At 59.2% G+C, this 19,525-nt stretch carries 16 protein-coding genes and 3 pseudogenes; 17 read left to right on the top strand and 2 right to left on the bottom strand.

Translation table 11 applies throughout. The features are described from left to right. Nucleotides 1-16 precede the first annotated feature (16 nt). The 3 genes from arcA to AC1DPR_RS16120 all read left to right on the top strand — a co-directional run bounded on the left by arcA (nucleotide 17) and on the right by AC1DPR_RS16120 (nucleotide 5,540). Nucleotides 17-1,261, top strand: a complete 1,245-nt coding sequence (gene arcA, locus AC1DPR_RS16130) for an arginine deiminase (protein ID WP_113161800.1) — start codon at nucleotides 17-19, stop codon at nucleotides 1,259-1,261. Nucleotides 1,262-1,356: 95 nt separating this feature from the next. Next, nucleotides 1,357-2,457: an efflux RND transporter periplasmic adaptor subunit gene (locus AC1DPR_RS16125; RefSeq protein WP_477816679.1), complete on the top strand. Its 1,101-nt coding sequence runs from the start codon at nucleotides 1,357-1,359 to the stop codon at nucleotides 2,455-2,457. Continuing rightward, a complete protein-coding gene (locus AC1DPR_RS16120; protein WP_477816678.1) occupies nucleotides 2,454-5,540 on the top strand; it encodes an efflux RND transporter permease subunit in 3,087 nt (1,028 codons plus the stop codon). The genes AC1DPR_RS16125 and AC1DPR_RS16120 overlap by 4 nt, the downstream gene beginning before the upstream one ends. A gap of 234 nt (nucleotides 5,541-5,774) precedes the next feature. Here the strand turns inward: AC1DPR_RS16120 and AC1DPR_RS16115 are convergent. Further along, nucleotides 5,775-5,870 (bottom strand): annotated as a pseudogene (locus AC1DPR_RS16115) (hypothetical protein); the annotation flags it as partial. A gap of 283 nt (nucleotides 5,871-6,153) precedes the next feature. Between AC1DPR_RS16115 and AC1DPR_RS16110 the strand changes: the two are divergent. The 5 genes from AC1DPR_RS16110 (at nucleotide 6,154) to ligD (ending at nucleotide 10,502) form a co-directional block, all read left to right on the top strand. Further along, complete coding sequence (locus tag AC1DPR_RS16110; RefSeq protein ID WP_113263226.1) at nucleotides 6,154-6,840, top strand: VOC family protein; 687 nt, start codon at nucleotides 6,154-6,156, stop codon at nucleotides 6,838-6,840. Between the two features lie 72 nt (nucleotides 6,841-6,912). Continuing rightward, complete coding sequence (locus tag AC1DPR_RS16105; RefSeq protein WP_477816677.1) at nucleotides 6,913-7,410, top strand: NUDIX hydrolase; 498 nt, start codon at nucleotides 6,913-6,915, stop codon at nucleotides 7,408-7,410. A gap of 321 nt (nucleotides 7,411-7,731) precedes the next feature. Continuing rightward, nucleotides 7,732-8,487 carry an ImuA family protein gene (locus AC1DPR_RS16100; RefSeq protein ID WP_477816676.1) on the top strand — a complete coding sequence of 252 codons (756 nt, stop codon included), beginning with the start codon at nucleotides 7,732-7,734 and terminating at the stop codon, nucleotides 8,485-8,487. Between the two features lie 678 nt (nucleotides 8,488-9,165). Then, complete coding sequence (locus AC1DPR_RS16095) at nucleotides 9,166-9,453, top strand: DUF982 domain-containing protein (RefSeq protein WP_018856289.1); 288 nt, start codon at nucleotides 9,166-9,168, stop codon at nucleotides 9,451-9,453. After that, nucleotides 9,453-10,502 carry a non-homologous end-joining DNA ligase gene (gene ligD, locus AC1DPR_RS16090; protein ID WP_477816675.1) on the top strand — a complete coding sequence of 350 codons (1,050 nt, stop codon included), beginning with the start codon at nucleotides 9,453-9,455 and terminating at the stop codon, nucleotides 10,500-10,502. Before AC1DPR_RS16095 ends, ligD begins: the two co-directional genes overlap by 1 nt. Nucleotides 10,503-10,947: 445 nt before the next feature. Here ligD and AC1DPR_RS16085 read toward each other — a convergent pair whose 3' ends face one another. Further along, on the bottom strand, nucleotides 10,948-11,838 hold the full coding sequence (locus AC1DPR_RS16085) for an SMP-30/gluconolactonase/LRE family protein (RefSeq protein ID WP_477816674.1): 891 nt from the start codon (nucleotides 11,836-11,838) through the stop codon (nucleotides 10,948-10,950). A 108-nt stretch (nucleotides 11,839-11,946) separates the two neighbouring features. Between AC1DPR_RS16085 and AC1DPR_RS16080 the strand changes: the two are divergent. From AC1DPR_RS16080 to AC1DPR_RS16040, 9 genes and pseudogenes are all read left to right on the top strand, one after another. Continuing rightward, a pseudogene (locus tag AC1DPR_RS16080) lies at nucleotides 11,947-12,162 on the top strand (winged helix-turn-helix domain-containing protein); the annotation flags it as partial. A 105-nt stretch (nucleotides 12,163-12,267) separates the two neighbouring features. Further along, nucleotides 12,268-12,660 (top strand): annotated as a pseudogene (locus AC1DPR_RS16075) (FadR/GntR family transcriptional regulator); the annotation flags it as partial. Between the two features lie 11 nt (nucleotides 12,661-12,671). Then, on the top strand, nucleotides 12,672-13,880 hold the full coding sequence (locus AC1DPR_RS16070) for a mandelate racemase/muconate lactonizing enzyme family protein (RefSeq protein WP_113161911.1): 1,209 nt from the start codon (nucleotides 12,672-12,674) through the stop codon (nucleotides 13,878-13,880). 41 nt (nucleotides 13,881-13,921) lie between these two features. Next, nucleotides 13,922-14,899 carry a sugar ABC transporter substrate-binding protein gene (locus tag AC1DPR_RS16065; RefSeq protein ID WP_113471491.1) on the top strand — a complete coding sequence of 326 codons (978 nt, stop codon included), beginning with the start codon at nucleotides 13,922-13,924 and terminating at the stop codon, nucleotides 14,897-14,899. A 54-nt stretch (nucleotides 14,900-14,953) separates the two neighbouring features. Then, nucleotides 14,954-15,931, top strand: a complete 978-nt coding sequence (locus tag AC1DPR_RS16060; protein WP_113471490.1) for an ABC transporter permease — start codon at nucleotides 14,954-14,956, stop codon at nucleotides 15,929-15,931. A 3-nt stretch (nucleotides 15,932-15,934) separates the two neighbouring features. Beyond that, entirely contained in the window at nucleotides 15,935-16,666 is a 732-nt protein-coding gene (locus AC1DPR_RS16055; protein ID WP_113471489.1) for a sugar ABC transporter ATP-binding protein, read from the top strand. A 10-nt stretch (nucleotides 16,667-16,676) separates the two neighbouring features. Continuing rightward, nucleotides 16,677-17,420 (top strand): SDR family oxidoreductase, encoded by a 744-nt coding sequence (locus AC1DPR_RS16050; RefSeq protein ID WP_477816673.1) that lies wholly within the window; start codon nucleotides 16,677-16,679, stop codon nucleotides 17,418-17,420. Then, entirely contained in the window at nucleotides 17,421-18,317 is an 897-nt protein-coding gene (locus tag AC1DPR_RS16045; RefSeq protein WP_477816672.1) for an aldose 1-epimerase, read from the top strand. After that, nucleotides 18,308-19,456: a fumarylacetoacetate hydrolase family protein gene (locus tag AC1DPR_RS16040; protein ID WP_113161905.1), complete on the top strand. Its 1,149-nt coding sequence runs from the start codon at nucleotides 18,308-18,310 to the stop codon at nucleotides 19,454-19,456. Before AC1DPR_RS16045 ends, AC1DPR_RS16040 begins: the two co-directional genes overlap by 10 nt. The last annotated feature ends 69 nt before the right edge of the window (nucleotides 19,457-19,525 follow it).

The raw sequence follows: 19,525 nt of genomic DNA, 5'->3' as shown, positions 1-19,525 counted from the left end.
GAAAGGCAGGAGCGTCATGACATCAGACATCCCTTTCGGCGTGCATTCGGAAGTTGGCCAGCTTCGCAAGGTGATGGTCTGCGCGCCCGGCCGGGCTCACCAGCGCCTGACACCGAGCAATTGCGACGACCTTCTCTTTGACGACGTGCTTTGGGTCGACAATGCCAAACGCGACCATTTCGACTTCATGACGAAGATGCGCGATCGCGGCGTCGAAGTCGTTGAGATGCACAATCTGCTCGCCGAAACAGTTGCCATCCCGGAAGCGAAGAAGTGGATCCTCGACCATCAGGTCGCTCCAAACCAGATCGGGCTCGGATTGCTCGACGAGGTTCGCTCCTATCTGGAGGGGCTTTCAAACCGCGAGCTCGCCGAAACGCTGATCGGCGGCCTGTCGACCTTTGAATTTCCGGAATCGATCGGTGGTGAGCAGCTCGCGCTGATACGCGACGCGGCGGGTGTCAACGAATACCTGCTGCCGCCGCTGCCGAACACGCTCTACACCCGAGACACCACCTGCTGGATCTACGGCGGGGTAACGCTCAACGCACTTTACTGGCCGGCCCGCCACGAGGAGACAATCCTCACCAGCTCCATTTACAAGTTCCATCCGGATTTCGCCGGAAAGGTGAACGTCTGGTGGGGCGATCCGACCAAGGATTGGGGGCTTGCCACGCTCGAGGGCGGCGACGTCATGCCAATCGGCAAAGGCAACGTGCTAATCGGCATGAGCGAGCGGACCTCGCGCCAGGCGATCAGCCAGGTAGCCCAGGCGCTGTTCGAAAAGGGTGCAGCCGAACGCGTTATTGTCGCGGCCATGCCGAAGCTGCGCGCGGCCATGCATCTCGACACGGTCTTCACGTTCGCCGACCGTGATTGCGTCCTGATCTATCCCGACATCGTCGACAAGATCGATGCCTTCTCCTACCGCCCGGACGGCAAAGGCGGCGTCGAGCTGCACAAGGACAAGGGCAGCTTCGTCGAGACGGTCCGCGACTCCCTCGGCTTGAAGAAGATGCGCGTCGTCCAGACCGGGGGCAATGACTACATGCGCGAGCGCACCCAGTGGGATAGCGGCGCCAACCTTGTCTGCGCTTCCCCGGGCGTCGTCTATGCCTATGACCGCAATACCTACACGAACACGCTGCTTCGCAAGGAAGGTATCGAAGTCATCACCATTACCGGTGCTGAACTTGGACGCGGGCGCGGCGGCGGGCATTGCATGACCTGCCCGATCATCCGCGACGCGGTCGATTACTGACCTTTTACGCGTGCTCCGGTCGCCCGGGTTACCGATCGCTGACGCGGTGTAAGCCGCGCCAACTTGTGGGTGTGTTCGAGAAGTGAGAGGCCGCCATGCAGTTGCGTTCCTTGATGTCGAGACACAAAGCGATTTTCGTTTACGCGGGGCTTACCGCCCTTGTCCTTTCCGGCTGCCAGAGAAGCGAGGAAAAGGAAGAGCTGCCGACGCGGCCAGTCAAGACGCAGGCTGTCTCGTTCAATCCCGAGGATACGTTCGGCTCCCTGGTTGGCGAGATCCAGCCACGGGTCGAGACCAGCTTCGGCTTCCGCCAGGGCGGGGAAATCCGGGAGCGCGACGTCGAGGTCGGTGATCGCGTGGAGGTCGGAATGGTGATCGCCCGGCTCGATTCCGAAGATGCCCAGGATGCGCTCCGCAAGGCGGAAGCCAATCTGTTTTCCGCGCAGTCGACCTTCCAGAACGCCGAGATCGAGCGCAATCGCCAGCAGCAACTCTTCCCGCGGACGTCGACCCGTCAGCAGTTAGACGCGGCCATAGCGCAGGCCAATGTTGCCCAGGCCGGTGTCGATGCCGCTGAGGCGGCGTTGCGGATTGCCCAGACCAACCTCGACAACCGTACGCTGAAAGCCAATGGTGCCGGCGTCGTCACTGGCATTGGCGGCGAAGTGGGCCAGGTGGTCGGCGGGGGTCAGATGGTCGTCCGCGTGGCGCAGGTTGGTCCGCGGGATGCGGTGTTCCAGGTGCCGGAGGCGACGATCCAGACCGCCAACAGCAATGCCCACGTCGAAGTTCGGTTGTTAAGCAATCCAAATGTGAAGGCGAGTGGATCCGTCAGGGAAATATCGCCGACCGCCAATCCGGTTACGCGCAATTTCACCGTCCGCGTCGGCCTGGACAACGCGCCTGAAGAGTTCCGTTTCGGCAGTTCGGTGCGTGGTACGATCCAGATCGCAGGCGCGCCCGTCGCGCGGCTGCCGATGACGGCGCTGTTCAACCAGAACAACCAGCCGGCCGTCTGGGTGGTTGACCCGGCAAGCAACACCACCAAGCTCGTGCCGGTAGAGGTCCATCGATTCGATACGCAGGATTTCCTCGTGAGCAAGGGGCTGTCGAGCGGCGATCAGGTCGTCGTCGCCGGCGTCCAGCAGCTGCGTCCCGGCATGGCGGTTCGCCTGCTTGAAGGAAGCGTCCAATGAACGGAGGATTCAATCTCTCCGAATGGGCCATTCAGCGCAAAAGCCTGATCGTCTTCCTCGCATTTCTGAGCGCTGTCGGCGGCATTCTCGCCTATTTCAATCTCGGCCGCGACGAGGACCCGGAATTCACCTTCAAGACGATGATCGTGTCTGCCGCGTGGCCGGGTGGCACCATCGAGCAGACTACAGACCAGATTACGGACCGGCTGGAGCGGACACTCGAGGAGGTGCCGCATCTCGATCACCTGAGGAGCCTGACCAGCGCCGGCCAGTCAGTGATCTACGTGGTGCTCGACGACGCAACGCCGCCCGACCAGGTCGGCGAATCCTGGTATCAGGCCCGAACCAGGGTCGGCGACATCGTCTCGACGCTTCCGGCTGGCGTCCGCGGGCCGTTCTTCAACGACGATTTCGGCGATACCTTTGGCATCATCTACGGTTTCACTGCTGATGGCTTCGGTGACCGCGAGGTGCGTGACTGGGTCTACGAGGCGCGCAACCGCCTGCTCAAGCTCGACGATATCGGCAAGGTTCAGCTTATTGGCACGCAGGACGAGACGATCTTCATCGAGTTCTCGACCAATCGGCTCGCCAGCCTCGGCCTCAGCATGCCGAGCGTGATCTCGACGATTCAGGCGCAGAACGCCGTTCTTCCCACCGGCCAGCTGACGACCGAGCGCGATCGCACGGTCTTGGAGGTTTCGGGCAGTCTCGCCAGCGAAAAGGATCTGCGCGAGCTCAATATTCCGACCGCCTCCGGCTTCGTTCGCCTCGGCGACATCGCCGATATCGTGCGCGGCACCCTCGATCCGCCGCAACCGCGCTTTCGCGTCGACGGCAAGCCGGCGATCGGGCTTGCCGTCTCGATGGCCTCCGGCGGCGACATTCTGCAGCTTGGCCGAAACATCGATAGCGTCATGAGCCGTTTCGAGCACGACCTGCCGATCGGCATTGATCTGACGCGGGTCGCGAGCCAGCCGACGGTGGTGCAAACCGCCATTCGCGGCTTCACGACTTCGCTGGCGCAGGCTGTCGTCATCGTCCTTGGTGTCAGTTTCCTGGCACTCGGCGTGCGAGCGGGCCTTGCCGTCGCAGTCTCGATCCCGCTGGTGATGGCGCTGACCTTCCTCTTCATGGACATCACCGGCATTGCATTGCAGCGTGTCTCGCTCGGTGCGCTGATCATCGCGCTGACGTTGATGATCGACGACACGATGGTGACGGTTGAGATCACCATGGCGAAGCTCGAGGAAGGAATGGACCGCGTGAAGGCGGCAGCGTACGCCTATACATCCACCGCCTTTCCGATGCTTGCGGGAACGCTTGTCACCATTGCAGGCTTTATTCCGGTTGGCTTCGCCCAGAGTTCCTCGGGCGAATACGCGCGCTCGCTGTTCTTCGTGATCGGCTTTTCCCTGATCGTGTCCTGGCTGGTGGCGGTGCTTCTGACACCGATCGTTGGCCTCGCCGTCCTGAAGCCGAGCGAAAAAGCCGGCGAAAAGACCGAGAGCAAGCTTATCCGTGGTTTCAAGAGGCTGCTCAGCGCCTGCGTCCGAATGCGCGTTCTCGTCATTCTGGCGACCGTCGCCCTGTTTGCCGCGTCACTTTTCGGCTCACAGTATATGCGCCGGCAATTTTTCCCATCGTCAGATCGTCCGGAACTGCTCCTGTCGCTCGTCCTGCCACAAGATGCCTCGCAAGAGGCGACTGCCGCCCAGGTGAAGCGAGTGGAGGAAATCCTCGCCGCCGACGAAGGGGTTGCCAACTGGAGCTTCTACGTCGGCTCCGACCCGATCCGGTTCTATCTCTCAATGGACCTCAATCCGCCGGCCCCCTTCCGCGCGCAGGCAGTCGTCATCAGCAAGAGCGTTTCCCAGCGGGATGCCCTGCAGCAGAGGCTACAAAAACTCCTCGACGAGCAGTTCCCAGATATCATCGCTCGTGTCTCTCCGTTGGAAATGGGGCCACCAGTCGGCTGGCCCGTTCAATATCGCGTCAGCGGCCCTGATATCGTCGGTGTGCGCGATCTCGCCTGGAAGGTTGCTGACGTTCTCCATACCGTCCCAGGCGCTGTTCAACCGAACCTCGACTGGAACGAACCTATCCGGAAGGTCGTTATCAACGTCGACCAAGACCGCGCCAGGCTGGTCGGGTTGAACTCGTCCGTTATAGCGCAGACGCTGTTTGCGACCTCCTCGGGCCTGCCGATCACGCAGGTGCGTGATTCCATCTATCTGGTCAACGTTGTCGCACGCGCGACGGAGGATCAACGCGTCGACATCAATACGCTGCGTTCGCTGCAGATCCCGGTCGGTCCCAATCACACCGTGCCGCTTTCAAGCATCGCGACGGTGGAATACCAGACAACGCAGCCGTTGATCTGGCGGCATGACCGCTCGACTACGATCACCGTCCAGGCCGACGCGGAAAAAGGAGTGCTGGCGACTGACATCGTCGATGCCGCCACGCCGCAGATTGCTGCACTCATTCGCGACAATCCCAACTACCTCATCGAGGTCGGTGGCTCCGTTGAGGGTGCGGAAGATGGGCTCGCAGCAGTCGTAGCCATGCTGCCGGTCATGGCTGTCATCATCCTCATCGTCCTGATGTTTCAGCTGCAGAGCGTGCAGCGCCTCATCCTGGTCGTCAGCGTCGTGCCGCTCGGGCTGATTGGCGTCGTGCTGATCATGCTCATCACTCGCGTGCCAGTCGGTTTCATCGCCGTCCTCGGCATGATCGCTCTCATCGGCATGATCACCCGAAACTCAGTGGTGCTCATCGACCAGATCGATAGACGGATGGAGGAGGAAGGCAGGAGTTGGCAGGGCGTCATCGACGTCACCGCGCAGCGTCTGCGGCCGGTTTTCCTGACCGCCGGTTCGACGATCCTCGGCATGCTGCCGATCATCCGCGACCCGTTCTGGTCGCCGCTTGCCTTTACCGTGGTGGGCGGTCTGGTCGTTGCCGCGGCGCTGACGTTGATCTTCCTTCCGGCGCTTTATGTCCTGTGGTTCCGGATTCCACCTGAATTGGAACGACGACCCGCTCCGATTGCCGAGGCCGTGGCGCAGCCCGCATCCTAGGATAGATTGTAGGGTCGTAACTGTTTGCCGGGCCATAGTATTGCCGAGGCATGTCACATGTTGCATTTCGTGTTGTAGTGCCGTGCCAGACCCGGCTTCGGAATCCGACGCCATAGTCCGGACCTCCTCGTCGGAAAGGCGTCCACGAAGGTAGAACCGGAAGATATCCGCGCGTGGTTTCTCGTCCGGAAGCCCGATTTCGAAATGGCGCTCGAGACGGCCAGAGCGCAGTAATACGGCGTCGATCAAGTGCGGATAGTTCGTCGCGCCGATGACGATGACCCTGCAAACCGCACGCGCTGTTTCGGATATGTCTCTGGCTGAGGACATATTAGAGGCGGGCATCGAAGCAGCGTTGGTGCTTGCAAGGAAATCGGAGCCATAACCTCCGTTTAGACGCCAGCGAAAATGGGCGGCAAATCCCGCAACTGCCGGATTGTTGTCTCGATGAGGCGTGCCGACTAAAATCCGACTTCGGGTCTGGGGGCACCATAGGGGCAATCGCGTTTATGTCGGCCGTAGTGCAGGTTTGTAGAGTTTGATAACTCGCGTCATCCGTGAGCGCTCCCCACCTGCCGTTTATCTCGCAGCTAAACAATCTAGGAGACTCGAGATGAGTAATACCGAGGTTCGCAGCGAAAATTCACCCCGGCCCACGCGCGATCGAGGCGTCGACATGAAGCTGGAAGTGGTCGTAATCCCCGTAGCCGACGTCGATCGGGCCAAGAGCTTCTACGCGAGCCTTGGCTGGCGGCTAGACGGCGACTTCACCGCTGGTAGCGAGTGGCGCGTAATCCAGTTCACGCCGCCCGGTTCGGGATGCTCGGTCATCTTCGGAAAGAACGTCACTTCGGCTGCGCCCGGTTCTGCGCGGGGCCTATATCTGATCGTCTCCGACATCGGCGCGGCGCGCGAGGAACTTCTGGCGCGCGGTGTACGGATCAGCGAAGTGTTTCATGCAGGCGAAGAAAAGATTGGTACCGACGAGCCGTACCTTTTCGGGAGCCGGAGAGTAAGCGGCCGCGACCCTGAGCGCCGCACCTATAGGACCTACGCCTCGTTCAATGATCCTGATGGGAACGGCTGGTTGTTGCAGGAGGTCACCGGCCGCTTGCCGGGTCGCATAGACACGGGCGGGGCAGCCTTCGTTTCTTCCGCCGAACTCGAGGCCGCGCTGCGGCGCGCGTCAGAGGCCCATGGTGAACACGAGAAACTGACCGGGCAACACGATGAAGGTTGGCCAATCTGGTATGCGGAATACATGGTAAAGGAACAAACGGGAGAGCCGTTGCCTACCTAGCCATGGCCGCAGGGGCGAGGCCACTTACTCGAAAGCCTTGCCGCGTATCGGCCTTCGCTCCATGTTCGCGCGATGGACCAGCCGGATCGACATTTCTCGAAGCTGACGCCTTACACGCACAGGGTTTTTGCAGGCGACCTGGCGGAGCAGGTCGGGGCGCTTTGCTATCGGAAATCTCTCCGCGGTATCGACATACTTCTGATCACGACCCGCCAAACAAAGCGGTGGACCATTCCCAAGGGATGGCCGTGCGCTAATTTGAAAGCGTACCAGGCCGCAGAGCGGGAAGCGTGGGAAGAGGCCGGCGTCCGGGGAAAGATCAGGAAGAAGACCTTCGGTCATTACACGTATACGAAGTACATGAAGGACAACGAGCACGTAACTTCGATCGTCGGCGTTTATCTGCTCGAGGTCAGGCGGGAGCGCTTAAAGTTTCCAGAGCGAGACCAGCGCGATTTGATTTGGAGACATCCGCGAGAAGCAGCCGTCTTGGTGCAAGAGCCAGAGCTGAAGGGGTTGATCCTAAAGTTGGGTCGGAAGTGGAAAGCTAGCGCAAGATCAGTGGCCTGATACGTGTTGCCAGCTTTGCGGCCGAGTTCGATACTCCGGTCGCAGACGCCGCACACCAAGGTATGATTGAGCCGCGATACTTCCGCAAGGTTCTCTCGTCGCAGGAATTTTTTCTCATCGTTAGATATCGTACGAACTTGAATTTCGACCGGCTACGGCATTGGATTCGTTCGCGGATCATTTTCATGCCACCCCTAGAAAAGCCGAGCTGCCCATGGTGACCGCGGATAGCCCTATTGACTAGACTGCCTTACCGGAACAAATGTAGAACATAATCGCTTCCAAAGCGAGATGGAACCCATGAATTGACGAAGGCTACAGATGGCGCATACGAGCGCAAACCCCGTTATTTCCGAGCTTCGCGAGCGTATTTCTCATCTTGATCGCGCCCTATCGCGACGCAAATGCGCCCTGCCATTTGGTGTGCCGGAGATTGATAGTCATCTGCCTGGTGGGGGGCTGGCATTGGGAGCGATCCACGAGTTCGCGGGCGGTGGTGCGGGGGCCGTGGATGGGGCAGCCGCAGCCCTTTTTGCAGCCGGGGTCGCCGCTCGCACGAAAGGGAAAGTGATTTGGTGCCTTACCCGACAGGACCTCTTCTTTCCTGCCCTTGCGCAGGTCGGCCTTCACCCGAACCGGGTAATATTCGTCGAGGCGGACCGAGAGGAGGATGTTCTCGCGTCGATGGAGGAAGCCCTTTCCTACGGTACACTAGGAGCCGTCGTTGCCGAATTGGTTCGACTGCCGATGACGGCGTCCCGACGGCTGCAACTGGCGGCGGAAAAGTCCGGCACACTAGGATTGATTGTTCGGCGGTGGCGCCGGCAGATCGAGGCAACGGACTTCGGTCAGCCAACGGCCTCGGCCACCCGATGGAGGGTAAGCGTTATGCCATCGGAAGAGATTCCTGTTCCTGGTGTGGGGAGGGCTCGCTGGATGCTGGAGTTGATGAGAGTGAAAGCTGGCGAGTGTGCCGAGTTCGAAGTCGAAGCTTGTGATTTGTCCGGTCGCATTGCGATCCCAACCTCGGCTCGAACCTGGAGTACCGGAGGAAATCGATCCGCCCATGCCAGTTGAGTTTGCCAGGATCACTCATCTAATCCACCTTGCTGGTACACGCCGCATGACGCGCATGTTCGCCGAGCAGTGACGCCGGGTGCTCAACAAATCCTGTCCGATGAAACCGAAGACGACAAAGGAAATGTCATGTCTGCGATGAAGCAAGTGCGCGAGGAAATTAGTCCAGTCGATCAAGCTATAGAGTGGCACGATGGCGATCTGCGTGCCACGATTGCCACACTGATCGACGACTGTCGCTTCCTTCGAGACCAGCTCGATACCGCTCAGAAATGCATGAGCAGCGGTCTAACGCGGGGTTGGAAGCCAAGATCTGAGCGATGATCACCCGTGGGAACTGAGCGTAAAAAAGTGGCAGAGCCATGCTTGAGGACCTGCCAGTTGGTGCGCCCGGGAGGTGCGGGAATCCAGCGCAGATTGAGGCACCATTGCTCGATGGGCAACGACACAACGCTCTTTGATTTAGTGATGACTGATATAAAGAGTTGAGAAATCCCGCAAAAAGCCACATCAGAGCGGGCCCAGAGAAGTGTTTTCCAAATGGAAACTGCTGTCCTTCAGGGGAAGGGTAACTCCCATGCGACGCTTTTGTTCCGGTGGACTTATATATTTTCACTCCCCTAGACAAACGAATCACTTGGCATTTTAGTGGGCGGAGATATGTCAAGGAGTTTCGCCATGGCCGTCGATCTTCCCGTGTTTATCAAGCCCCTGCAGGTCGAAATCGATGGCATGGGACGATATCGAAAAGCGGAGACCGTCGACCAACTGGCGGCCATGCTGCTCAGCGGCAAATGGCATCATCGCGGCGGCGAGAAATTTCACAGTGCGCTGATGCGATCGGTGGAGGCCTTGGAATTCTATACCGATGCCGATACAGCCAGGGCCGCGTTCGTCGATGCTGCCCACGAGGCAGGCATGCTCGTACTTCCCGACGACATCGCCGAGATGAAAAAGGCCGGCTAATGGTGAAGGCTCCTCGTGAACGGCCGTTGCTGGCCGACGACCAGCCAATCCGTTCGCGTCCACGAGAGCCGCGCGACCCCAGGCAGCCTCAGCTGCCATTCGACCCAATGCCCGACCGGATCGAGCCGTGCCTGGCGCTTTTGAAGCCGCGCCCGCCGGTCGGCGACGAATGGTTCTATGAAGTAAAGTGGGATGGGTATCGGATCGCGGTCCACCTCAACAAGGGTAACGTTCGCATCCTGACGCGTGGCGGACACGACTGGACGCATCGCTTCCCACACATTGACCAGGCGGCTAAGGCACTGGATGTTGGGAGCGCCATCATCGACGGAGAGGCGGTAGTCCTCGATCCCGAAGGTCGCCCTCACTTCGGAATGTTGCAGAACTCGCTCGGGGGACGAGGTGGCAAGCTTCCGTCCGGCCAGGCGATGATGATGGTTTTTGATCTGCTTTATTTCGACGGTCACGATATTCGCAGCTTGGAACTGACGGCGCGACGCTACTTTCTGGAGTCACTCTTGCGAAACGAGGATGGCGCTATCCGCCTGTCCGATACCATTGATGGTGATGGCCGTGAGATTTTTGCCGCTGCATGCCGGCATGGGCTCGAAGGGATAATCGCCAAGAACAAGGACAGCAGTTATCGATCTGGTCGCCTTGGCGATTGGGTCAAGATCAAATGCGTCCAGCGCGACAGCTTTATCGTGGTCGGATACGAGCCATCGCCTGTGGCGCGGGGAAGGATCGGCAGTCTGCTGCTGGCTGCTCGAAAGGGGGACGCGTGGATTTATGTTGGCAACGTTGGCACGGGTTTCAATGAAAATAGCGCGGCCGCGCTTCGGAAACTGCTGGACCGCATCGTCAGAAGGCGGCCGCCAGTCGTGTACGACGGCCGCCGGGAGGACATTGTCTGGGTGCAGCCGACCCTCATCGCCGAAGTTGAGTATCGAGCATGGACGCATGATGGAAAGCTTCGGCACGCCTCCTACAAGGGGCTGCGAGAGCACCAGGACAATGCGGCGGTGCTCGAAGTCGGCTGCGATTCATGACCTGGAAAGTAGACATGACCAGCACATGCGACTTTCTCATTGGCTGTAAGCTGGGCGACAATGCGCAAAAGGCGGAGGGGTGCACCGCATTCGAAGAACGACACCTGGAGAAGAACCCATCGCTCTCAAAGCGAATGAGATTGCCTCATTTCAGAGAGGCCGACAAAGCGCCGGAAGTGGTTCCGCACGCCGATGTCCGAGCGGCCGGGAGCTGGCAGGTTACCGCTCAGGTGAAAGACGAGCCGCATGGGCTCCTACCGCTTCTCCATAGGTGGCGTAACCATAGGCTGCCGGACAATAGGCGGCATCCGGAGAACTTGCCAATGTTCGATCGGTTGCAGAGGCGGAACTAAAGTTCGCCGGCAATCAAGTTCTGATGCGCGGGTAATACCTCATTCCCGATTGTGCGTGCAGCCTACACCTATCTTACCGCTGGCGATGGGATCTACCCGAAGCGATTTGCCCTTCGGCCGCGCTTTCCCATGTTAATGGCGAGCAGGGCGCCTTCGAGCGGATTTCCCCTTACCTCTTCGTCCGTCATCGAAAACCGGGCGGAAGTGACGAAAAGAGTGGAAAGGTCATGGCCGCCAAAAGTGCAGCTTGTTGGCTGGGAAACCGGCAGGTCAACGACCCGGTCCACGCGTCCCTTTGGATCTAAGCGGACGATGCAGCCACCACGGGCGACGCGGCAATTCCAGATGAACCCCTCGTCGTCTAGGCACGAGCCATCTGGAAGGCCTCGCTCGAAGCCGGCAAATACTGGAACGCGGTTGCGGAGCATAGAGCCGGCGATCTCATAAGAGTAGATCGTGTTTTGAAGCGTGTCTGCCGTCAGCACGGTACCGTCACCCGGCCAGACCAAGGTGTTGGTGATGCCGAATAGATCGTTCGTCAAGGGTAGCACCCTGCCATCGGGGGTGTAACGGTAGAGCCGACCCTTCTCGCCGTTCATTGCCAATGGCGTGCCGTCAGGAGCGATGTTGTTCTGCATCGTGCCGACCCAAAAGGCGCCATCGGGACCGACGACGCCTTCATTCAATCGATTGCCGGTCGTCCCAGACTCTACTGTCGCAACCGTCCGGAATACGTCTCCGTAATCCCAAAGCGCAATCGTGGTGGCGAGCCCGACAATCGCTCCGCCGTCTTGCCTCAGTCCGATCGAGGTTGGCATGTCAGGCGTCGGCCAGCTTTGGTACTCACCCGTTGCCGGCACCAGGGCATGGATGGCTCTTCCAACAATATCGACCCACAGCAGGCGCTGCCTGTGGTCATCCCATACTGCGCTCTCCCCCACGATGTTGGCCGCCGTCAGAGCCACCTCAACATTTATTCCCACAGAAACCCCCGGTCCTAATATTGACTGTTGACAGACAGGGTAATCATAAAATACGCATAAATCAATAAAAGCTGTCATACAGGTTTTGAACGTTTGAACGGAGTTACCATGGCGACTGTTTCGGAAGTAGTCGGAAACGCGGGGCTGGTCAGCAATGCGATTGGAGCGATCACCGCTCATATCCGCATGAACGAACTGGGCCCGGGCGATCGCCTGCCAAGCGAAGGAGCGTTGTCTAAAGAGCTCAGCGTGTCGCGCACAGTGGTGCGCGAGGCATTCCGGTCGCTTGCAGCAATGAGGCTCATCGACCTGCGTGTCGGCAAGCGAGCGATGGTCGCGCAACTGGATCATGGTGCGATGTCGCTGATGATCGAGCATGGCATTGACACCGCACAAATCAACGTCCAGCAAATCTATGACGTCCGCCGGACCATTGAAGTGCGGACGGCAACGCTCGCGGCGCTGCGCCGCTCCAATGATGAAGCCCGTGCGATTCTTGAGCATGCCGAGGCGATGCGTACGAATTTCGATGCGGCGGAACGGGTCATGGAGAGCGACCTGGCATTTCATCTTGAGATTGCTCGCGCCTCGAAGAACCCGATCTTCGCGATGATTGTCGGTGCATTTCAGGGTGTCTCGAGACAGACATGGCCAATCGGATGGCGCAGTCGATCATCTGACAATGAGCGGCATGCCATGAACGACCTGCATGTCGCGATCGCCGAGGCGATTGTTGCGGGTGACCCCCAGGCTGCAAGCCAATTGATGGCCCAGCATTTTGACGAGAGCGTGAAGGCGTTGCTGGCAGCCGGCGTCGCATAGGGAAGCATCTTATGAAAATCACGAAACTAGAGACCGTGCGTGTCGCGGAACGCCAGAACCTGCTCTGGGTACTGGTCCATACGGATGAAGGAATTACCGGTCTCGGGGAGACTTTCTTCGGTGCAGAGACCGTGGAAGCCTACATTCACGAATACGTAGCGCCACGCGTTATTGGACGCGACCCGCTGCAGATCGATCTCCTGGCCGCAGATCTCGTCGGTTATCTCGGATTTCGGTCGTCAGGGGCTGAGGTGCGGGGCAACTCGGCATTTGACATTGCACTGTGGGACATCTTTGGCAAGGCAACCGGACAGCCGATTGCACAGCTGTTGGGCGGATTCAGCCGGAGCGAAATCCGCACTTACAATACCTGCGCCGGTACGGAATACATCAAGAAGGCAACCGGCCAAACGACGGCTAACTACGATCTGGCGACATCTGCGACCAACGCTTACGACGATCTGAATGGCTTCCTTCTTCACGCCGACGAACTCGCCCACTCCCTGCTTGAAGAAGGGATAACGGCCATGAAGATATGGCCCTTCGATATCGCGGCGGAGAAGACCCGCGGCCAGTACATTTCCTCACCGGATCTCAGGCGGGCGTTGGAGCCGTTCGAGAAAATTCGTTCGGCCGTGGGCGACAGGATGGACATCATGGTCGAGTTCCATTCGATGTGGCAACTGCTGCCTGCCATGCAGATCGCAAAGGCGCTGACGCCCTACCAGACATTCTGGCACGAAGATCCGATCAAGATGGACAGTCTCTCCAGTCTCGGACGCTACGCGGCCGTGTCGCCCGCACCGATTTCGGCATCGGAAACGCTGGGTTCGCGCTGGGCCTTCCGCGATCTGTTGGAGACCGGGGCGGCTGGCGTTGTGATGCTCGACATCAGCTGGTGCGGGGGACTGTCGGAAGCAAGGAAGATAGCTGCGATGGCGGAAGCCTGGCATCTGCCGGTCGCGCCTCATGATTGTACCGGGCCCGTCGTGCTTTGCGCCTCGACGCATCTTTCGCTCAACGCGCCCAATGCGCTTGTCCAGGAGAGTGTGCGGGCCTTTTACAAGACCTGGTATCGCGATCTCGTCACGGCATTGCCCGAGGTGAAAAACGGAATGATCACCGTGCCGCCTGGTGCCGGATTGGGCATGGAACTGCATCCCGATCTCGATAAGTCATTCACGGTGTCTCGTCGCATATCGAACTCCGTAAGCATCTGACTTTGTAACTGAAGCAACACTCAAACCTGGGAGGAAAAGGCATGAGAAAGAGCATTATCTGCGGTGCATGGGGGCTTGCCCTTTTAGCCACTACGAGCATCGCACAGGCCGAACCGCTGAACATCGTTTTTGCACACCATTCGTCGGCATCAAATACCTTCTGGCAGGCGGTCAAGAAGGGCTTCGACGACGCCTGCGAGAAGATCGGCGCGAACTGCCAGATGGTCTTCACGCAAACCGAAGGATCGGTCGAGCAGCAGCTGTCGAACATTGAAGCAGCACTTGCTCGCAAGCCTGACGCGCTCTTGACCTCGATCGTTGACGACAAGGCGCTCGACGACGTGATTGATCGCGCGGTCAAAGACGGCGTTGTTGTGATTGGCGTCAATGTTGATGACAGCAAGGGGGCCGACGGTAACAAACGCGCGGCGTTCGTCGGCCAGGGCTTCCGGCCGGCGGGTCATTCGCTCGGCAAGGCGATCTCCGAGAATTTTCCGAAGGATGGGCCGGTCAAGGTTCTGGTTGGCGTCTCCGCGCCTGGGCAGAACTGGTCGGAGGCGCGCGGGCGGGGTGTCATTGATTTTCTTGAAGAATATAAGGCTGCCAACCCCGCGCGGGATATTTCTTGGGACCGCATCGACAGCGGAACTGACCTTGCTGTGACCGCAGACCGTGTTGGCGCCTACCTCAACGCGCATCCCGAAACCACCGCCTATCTCGACACGGGTTTCTGGCATGCATCGGTCGCACGAGTTCTGAAGGATCGCGGCATTGCGCCCGGCAAGGTTCTGCTCGGCGGTTTCGACCTCGTTCCTGAAGTGGTCCAGCAGATGGAGGCCGGCTATGTGCAGGCCGAGGTCGATCAGCAGCCATACATGCAAGGTTTCATGCCGGTGATGGAAGTTTACCTCGCCAAGAAGCTGGGTCTTGCGCCGTCGAACATCGATACGGGCCAAGGCATCGTGCGCCCGGCGGATGCAGACATGATCATGGATCTGTCCGCTAAGGGCCTGCGCTAAGTCAAGGTAGGAAGGGGATCACTCAAGAGCCCCTTCCACTCTGGAGATTGCCTAATGAAAAGACTTCTGAAGATTTATATGGAGAAGCCAGAGCTTGCCGCTCTCCTTCTGCTGGTCGTTTTGATCTTCCTGTTTCAGAGCCGGTCAGGAGGACTATTCCTTACTGCTGGCAACCTGCGAGGCGTGTTCGGAATCTTGCCCGAGATGGCCTTGGTCGCCATCGGCGTGACCGTCTTGATGATATGTGGCGAGTTCGACCTCTCGGTTGGCGCGGTGTTCGCGTTGATGCCGATGACGGTTGCGGTCCTAATGACCCATGATGTCCCCTTTTCCGTGGCGCTGGCGGCGGGAGTGCTGGTGTGCGTCGCAATCGGCTTCCTCAACGGCTTTCTCACGATCCAGTTCGCCATCCCGAGCTTTATCACGACGCTCGGAATGATGTTTGTGGCGCGCTCGCTAACGGTGGTGGTCTCCGGTGGGTTTCCGCCGTTGCTGTCGGCGGATCTGCCGACCTGGTTATTTGTCAGTTTCGTCGGACCGGGTGAGCTCTTCCGTATGTCTTTTATCTGGTTCGTCGCTGTCGCAATCCTCGTGTCATTGCTGCTGAGCCGCACGAATTTCGGCAATTGGGTGCGAGCGACTGGCGGCTTTCTTCCCGCAGCAAATGCGATGGGCATCCCCACGGCGCGCGTCAAAATTGCCTGCTTCATCCTATGCTCGGTTCTGAGTGGATTTGCTGGGTTGATCCAGGTCTTGCGCCTCGGCTCTCCCTTGCCATCCATCGGGGAAGGCATGGAATTGCAGGCTGTCGCGGCCGCGGTCATTGGCGGAACTGCACTGACAGGCGGCATCGGCGCGGTTCTCGGAGGGATTATCGGTGTGGCGCTAATCCGCGTCATCGACAATGGCCTCATCCTTAGCCAGGTCGACGCCAACTGGTTCAAGTTCGCTATCGGATCGCTGACGATCTTCGCGGTTATTGCAAACTCTTGGCTGCGCAAACGCGCCAAGGCAATCAAGGTGGAGGTGTGAGCCATGAACGAACCCATCGTTTCCGTTAAAAACCTGCACAAATGGTATTCGGGTGTTCATGCCGTCAAAGGTGTTTCGATCGATTTCGCGCGGAACGAAGCTGTCGGGCTGATTGGCGACAACGGTGCTGGAAAGTCCACCCTGATCAACATCTTGTCAGGCGTCCAGCGACAGGACGAAGGCGAGATTTTCGTGGAGGGCCAAAAGGTCGCCATTTCTGGCCCTCGTGACTCGATGCGGCTCGGCATCGAGACCATCTATCAATACAACTCCATGGTCCCGACCATGTCGATCGCGCGCAACCTCTTCATCGGTCGGGAGCCCATGCGGTTTTCGATTGCAGGCGTCGGTTTCATGGACATGGGCAGGATGCGTGAGGAGAGCGTCAAGGCCATCAGCAATGTGGATTTGCATCTGAGATCGCCGGATGCCCTAGTCGGCGAGCTCTCTGGCGGGCAGAGGCAGGGCGTCGCCATTGCGCGTGCCATGCACTTCAAATCGAAGGTGATGATCCTTGATGAGCCGACCAATCACCTTTCGGTCAAGGAAACCAACAAGGTCATCGGTTTCGTTCGTTCCCTGAAAGAGCAGAGCGTAACCGGCATCTTCATCAGTCACAACATGCACCATGTCTTCGAATGCTGTGATCGGGTTGTCGCCATGGCCCGTGGCCAAGTCGTGCTCGACAAGCGGATCGGCGACACGACGATCGAAGAAGTTCAGTCGGTGCTCTGAGGAAACGCCAATGGGAATGCTAGAAGGAAAAACGGCCCTGATAACAGGAGGCCTCGGAACTCTGGGAAGGGCTCAGGTGCTACGGCTTCATGCCGAAGGCGCTTCCGTGATCGTTCTTGATCGGCCAGACATCGAAGACGGCGCGCAGAAGGCGGCAGAACTTGGAGCCGGCGTTCGGTTCCTCGGTTGCGATCTCAACCAGCTGCAGGTCACGGAGGAAATTGTCAGCGAGGAAGCCAAAACCTTAGGTGGCTTGGACATCCTTATCAACAACGCCGCCTTGATCATCAACAGGCCGTTCGAGGCGTTTAGCCTGGAGGAATATGAGAATCAGATCCGGGTCAACTCGTCCGCCGCTTTTGCGGTAGTGCGGGCAGTCGCGCCGTTCATGAAACCGAAGCGAAGCGGAAAGATCCTCAATTTCACGTCAATCACCATGAACGGGCAGTGGGACGGCTATGTGCCTTATGTGGCGTCGAAAGGCGCGATGCTCGGTCTGACCAAGGGACTCGCCCGTGAACTCGGTCCGTATGGCATCAACGTCAATGCCGTCTCGCCGGGCGCGGTGGTTTCGGAAGCCGAAGAGCGCGTGTTCGGAGATCGGCTGCAGCAATATAGCGACTGGGTTCTGGACCGTCAGTGCCTGAAGAAGCGCATCGAGCCCGACCATGTCGCGAGCCTCGTTCTCTTTCTGGTGTCGCCGGCGTCCGATATGATCTCGGGCCAGAATTTTGCGATCGACGGAGGCTGGTAATTGCATCCGCAGGAGATCGTTCTGGAGAACGACAAAGCCCGCGTCGCCGTTGTCCCCAGCTTGGGTGGCGGTCTGGCGCGGCTTGATGTTCGCGACGCCGAGGGGAGGTATCGGCCTCTCCTGCGGTCGTGGAGCGGGCGGATCACTGATGGTCCCTTCGCTCTGGGCTGTAATGTTCTGGTTCCCTTCTCCAACCGGATATCGCAGGGAGGCTTTGTATTCGGCGAGCACCACCACCGCATCGATCCCAATCTGGACGGTCAAGAGCTTCCGATTCACGGAGATGCGTTCATGCGGGAGTGGCTGATCGCCGGGCGGGATGCATCGACGACGACGCTGCATTGTCCTCACGGTAGTATCGGCCCGTTCCGCTACGATGCAAAGCAGACACTGCTCTTGTCGCAGGCCCGGCTTGTTCTCCATCTGGAGGTGACATCGGCATCATCGACGGCCTTGCCTTTTGGCATCGGGTTTCATCCCTGGTTTCCGCGAAGCCCACAGACAAGAATTCGCTTTTCAGCGGATAAGGTCTGGCTGGAGAATGAAAAATATCTGCCGATGGCATTGATCGACATCGGTGCGGAAGGTCGCTGGAATTTTTCGGCCATGACCGCCTTGCCGAGCGGGTGGATCAACAATGCGTTCACGGGCTGGCCCGGCTTCTGCGACGTCACGCAAGGCCCTGATGCCGTTTCTTTCCGCTTGAGCGCATCTGACAATCTCGACGTTGCTGTCGTCTATTCGCCCGGGCCGGACGCGGATTTCTTCTGTTTCGAGCCTGTTTCTCATCCGGTGGATGCGCACAATCTTCCCGGTATGCCGGGGCTGGCGGTTCTTCAGCCGGGCGAAACCCTCACAAGTTCGATGACTTTGGACTGGAGTTCCTCATGGCACTGAATTCGTTCGAACGCGGCACGTTTGCTGGCCGGATATTCCGCTCCGAGTTTGGCGGTCCGTCGGTGGTCGTCGTGCGCGACGGAATGGTGTTCGATATCACCTGTGCCGAGGCGCCGACGATGCGCGACCTGCTAGAGAAAGACGATCCGGTCTCGTTCGTTCGCGCGCAGGCCGGCGAAATCGTCGCGTCGCTGGGAGCGATCATGGACCCGGATCTACCCGACCATGCCCCATTTTCGATGCTTGCACCCTGTGACCTGCAGGCGGTGAAGGCGTGCGGTGTCACCTTCGCGAGATCGATGCTCGAGCGGGTGATCGAAGAAAGAGCTGCCGGAAACCCGGACATGGCGCGCTCGATACGCGAACGCGTGACGGCGGTTATCGGGGATAGCTTGCGCGACCTGCGTGCCGGATCGGAGGAAGCAGCAAAGGTCAAGGAGGCATTGATCGAGGTCGGCCTCTGGTCGCAATATCTGGAAGTGGGTATCGGACCAGACGCAGAGGTCTTTACCAAGGCGCAGGTGCTGTCCTCCGTCGGCTGGGGCGCCTCCGTTGGACTTCATCCGGTGTCGAACTGGAACAATCCCGAGCCCGAGATCGTGCTGGCCGTCGACAGCCGGGGGCGCGTGAAGGGGGCGACACTCGGCAACGATGTCAACCTGCGCGATGTCGAGGGTCGTTCGGCGCTTCTTCTCGGCAAGGCAAAGGACAACAACGCCTCTTGCTCCATCGGGCCGTTTATCCGCCTGTTTGACGAGACTTACTCGATCGCAGACGTGCGCAACGCCGAACTGGAACTACGGATCGAGGGCAGGGACGATTTCGTCCTTGATGGCAGCAGTTCGATGAAGGAGATCAGCCGCGATCCGCTCGATCTCGTCGCCCAGACGATTGGTCGCCACCATCAATATCCTGATGGGCTCATGCTGTTCATGGGAACCCTTTTTGCGCCGGTCGAGGATCGCGATACACCCGGCCAGGGCTTTACGCACAAGATCGGCGACAGGGTAGCAATTTCGAACGCTGAGTTGGGCAGCCTGATCAACACGGTGGCCTTGTCGACCGAATGCCCGCCCTGGACCTTCGGGACGGCCGCGCTCATGCGCAACCTTGCCACGCGCGGCCTGCTTGGCAACTAGGGCATGACAATTCATCGGCCAACGCCGATGGTGGCGCCGAGCGCGCAATAGCCCACATAGATAGGCTCC

The sequence above is a fragment of the Rhizobium sp. 01T417 genome (assembly GCF_056398905.1).
This window is presented reverse-complemented; position numbering and strand designations above follow the sequence as displayed.